This is a genomic window from Streptomyces sp. NPDC086023 (assembly GCF_044540325.1).
In the GTDB taxonomy this organism is placed as follows: domain Bacteria; phylum Actinomycetota; class Actinomycetes; order Streptomycetales; family Streptomycetaceae; genus Streptomyces.
Map to the genome: position 1 here is coordinate 1 of NZ_JBITRX010000044.1, position 2,812 is coordinate 2,812.

Annotated in this window: 3 protein-coding genes and 1 pseudogene; all 4 read left to right on the top strand. The window is 68.4% G+C overall.

Going from position 1 to position 2,812, the window contains the following annotated elements:
* A pseudogene (locus ACIF6F_RS37720) lies at positions 1-105 on the top strand (amino acid ABC transporter ATP-binding protein); the annotation flags it as partial.
* Between the two features lie 81 nt (positions 106-186).
* Positions 187-1,017 carry a glutamate ABC transporter substrate-binding protein gene (locus tag ACIF6F_RS37725; RefSeq protein ID WP_399958512.1) on the top strand — a complete coding sequence of 277 codons (831 nt, stop codon included), beginning with the start codon at positions 187-189 and terminating at the stop codon, positions 1,015-1,017.
* 80 nt (positions 1,018-1,097) lie between these two features.
* Positions 1,098-1,772: an amino acid ABC transporter permease gene (locus ACIF6F_RS37730; RefSeq protein WP_399958515.1), complete on the top strand. Its 675-nt coding sequence runs from the start codon at positions 1,098-1,100 to the stop codon at positions 1,770-1,772.
* Entirely contained in the window at positions 1,769-2,668 is a 900-nt protein-coding gene (locus ACIF6F_RS37735) for an amino acid ABC transporter permease (RefSeq protein WP_399958518.1), read from the top strand. Before ACIF6F_RS37730 ends, ACIF6F_RS37735 begins: the two co-directional genes overlap by 4 nt.
* Positions 2,669-2,812: the final 144 nt, after the last annotated feature.

Consider the following 2,812-nt stretch of genomic DNA (forward strand, 5'->3'; position numbering starts at 1 on the left):
ATGGCCGACGGGAAGATCGTCGAAGAGGCGACGCCCGACCAGTTCTTCAACAACCCGCGCAGCGATCGTGCCAAGGACTTCCTGTCGAAGATCCTGCACCACTGACCGGTCCCGGTCTGGTCTGGTACTGATCCGGTCAGCAGTATTCGTCAACGTCAACCACGTCTCATCCGAGGGAAGTTCACCATGAAGGTTTCCAAGGTCGGCGCCGCTGCCGCGGCCGTCGTAGCCCTCGCCCTGACCGCGACCGCCTGTGGCGGCGACAGCGACAAGGGCGACGGCGGCTCCGGCGACAAGGTCGTCGTCGGCATCAAGTTCGACCAGCCCGGCATCGGCCTGAAGACCGCGGACGGCAAGTTCACCGGCTTCGACGTGGACGTGGCCAAGTACGTCGCGAAGAAGCTCGGCTACGACGAGAAGGACATCGAGTTCAAGCAGGCGCCCAGCGCCCAGCGCGAGACGATGCTCCAGAACGGCGACGTGAAGTTCATCGTCGCGAGCTACTCGATCAACGACAAGCGCAAGGCCAAGGTCGACTTCGCCGGCCCGTACTTCCTGGCCCACCAGGACCTGCTGGTCCGCGCCGACGACAACTCGATCACCAAGGCCGAGGACCTCAACAAGAAGAAGCTCTGCTCGGTCACCGGCTCGACCTCCGCGCAGAACGTCAAGGAGAAGCTGGCCCCCGAGGCCGACCTCAAGCAGGTCGGCGGCTACTCGGAGTGCATCACCGGCCTGGAGAACAAGTCCGTCGACGCGATCACCACGGACAACTCCATCCTCGCCGGCTACGCCGCGCAGCCCGACCACGCCGGCAAGTTCAAGCTCCTGGGCCTGACCCTGAGCGACGAGAACTACGGCATCGGCCTGAAGAAGGGCGACCCCGACCGGGCGAAGATCAACCAGGCGCTCAAGGACATGGTCGCGGACGGCTCCTGGGACAAGTTCGTGAAGGCCAACTTCGGCCCGGCGAACTACAAGAACGAGCCGGCCCCGCAGGTCACCGAGGGCAGCTGAGCCACTGACGGGGCACGCCGCCGGCCTGCCACCGGCGGCGTGCCCCACCAGCCATCCTGAGGAGAGCGCAGGGCAACGACGTGTTCGATTTTCTAGACAATCCGCAGTACGACCTGCTCGGCGCCTTCTGGGTGACGGTGCAGCTCACCCTCTGGTCGGCGGCGGGCTCCCTGATCTGGGGAACCATGCTGGCCGCCATGCGGGTCAGCCCCGTCCCGCTGATGCGGTCCTTCGGCACCGCGTACGTCAATCTGGTCCGCAACACCCCGCTGACGCTGATCATCATCGGCTGCTCGCTCGGCCTGGGCGACACCCTCGGCGTCACGCTGGGCGGTGACACCTTCGAGTCGAAGGGCTTCCGCCTCGCGGTCCTCGGCTTCATCGCGTACACCGGCACCTTCGTGTGCGAGGCGCTGCGCTCCGGCATCAACACCGTGCCGCCCGGCCAGGCCGAGGCCGCCCGCGCGCTGGGCCTGAGCTTCACCCAGGTCATCCGCCTGATCGTGCTGCCGCAGGCGTTCCGCGCGGTCATCACGCCCCTGGCCAACGTGCTGATCGCGCTCACCAAGAACACCACGGTGGCGGCCGCGATCGGCGTCGCCGAGGCGGCCACGCTGATGAAGACCATGCTCGAGAACGAATCCGACGCGATCCTGGCCGTCTTCGCGGTCTTCGCCTTCGGGTTCATCGTGCTGACCCTCCCGACCGGTCTGTTCCTCGGCTGGGTGGCCAAGCGGATGGCGGTGAAGCGATGAGCTCCGTGCTGTACGACACCCCGGGCCCCAGGGCCAGGCGGCGCAACGTCCTCTACACCATCGCCTTCGGCATCGTGTTCTGCGGCGCCCTGGCGTACGTGATCGCCACGATGGCGGACAAGGGCGAGATGGAGGCCTCCAAGTGGCTGCCGTTCGTCGAGGACGGCGACGTCTGGACGACGTTCCTCCTGCCCGGCCTCGGTGAGACCCTCAAGGCGGGAATCCTGGCGATCGTCATCGCCATCCCGCTGGGCGCCCTGCTCGGCGTCGGGCGGCTCTCCGAGCACCGCTGGATCCGCGGCCCGGTCGGTGCCTGGGTCGAGTTCTTCCGCGCCATCCCGGTCCTCATGCTGATGCTGTTCGCCAGCCAGCTGTACGTCGAGTACACCGCCATCGGCTCCGAGATCCGGCCGCTGTACGCCGTGGTCACCGGCCTCGTGCTGTACAACGCCTCGGTCATCGCGGAGATCGTCAGGGCGGGCATCCTCTCGCTGCCGCACGGCCAGTCCGACGCCGCCAAGGCGCTGGGCATGCGCAAGAGCCAGATCATGCAGTTCATCCTGCTGCCGCAGGCCGTCACCGCCATGCTGCCCGCCCTGGTCAGCCAGCTGGTCGTGATCCTCAAGGACACCGCGCTCGGCGGCGCCATCCTCGGCGTCGAGGACCTGATGTCCGCCTACCGCACCATCCCGGCCAACTACGGCTCGAACACCATCGCCACCCTGGTCGTGATCGCGGCCGTCTACATCGCGGTGAACTTCGCGCTCACGGCCTTCGCCTCCTGGCTGGAGAAGTGGCTGCGCCGCTCCAGGCGGAGCACCGGGACCACCCTCACCGCCGAGGAGGTCGAGGAGCTCGCGGCCCCGCACGCCGGCGGCAACGACGAGAAGATCTGACCCCGGATCACCCACCCGCTGAGAGAGGTGGGGGGGGGGGGGGGGGGGGGGGGGCCCCCCCCCCCCCCGCCCCGCGGGGGGGGGGGGGGGGGGGGCGCGCCCCCGCGGGGGGGGGGGGGGGGGGGGGGAGAAGAACGGCGAGGG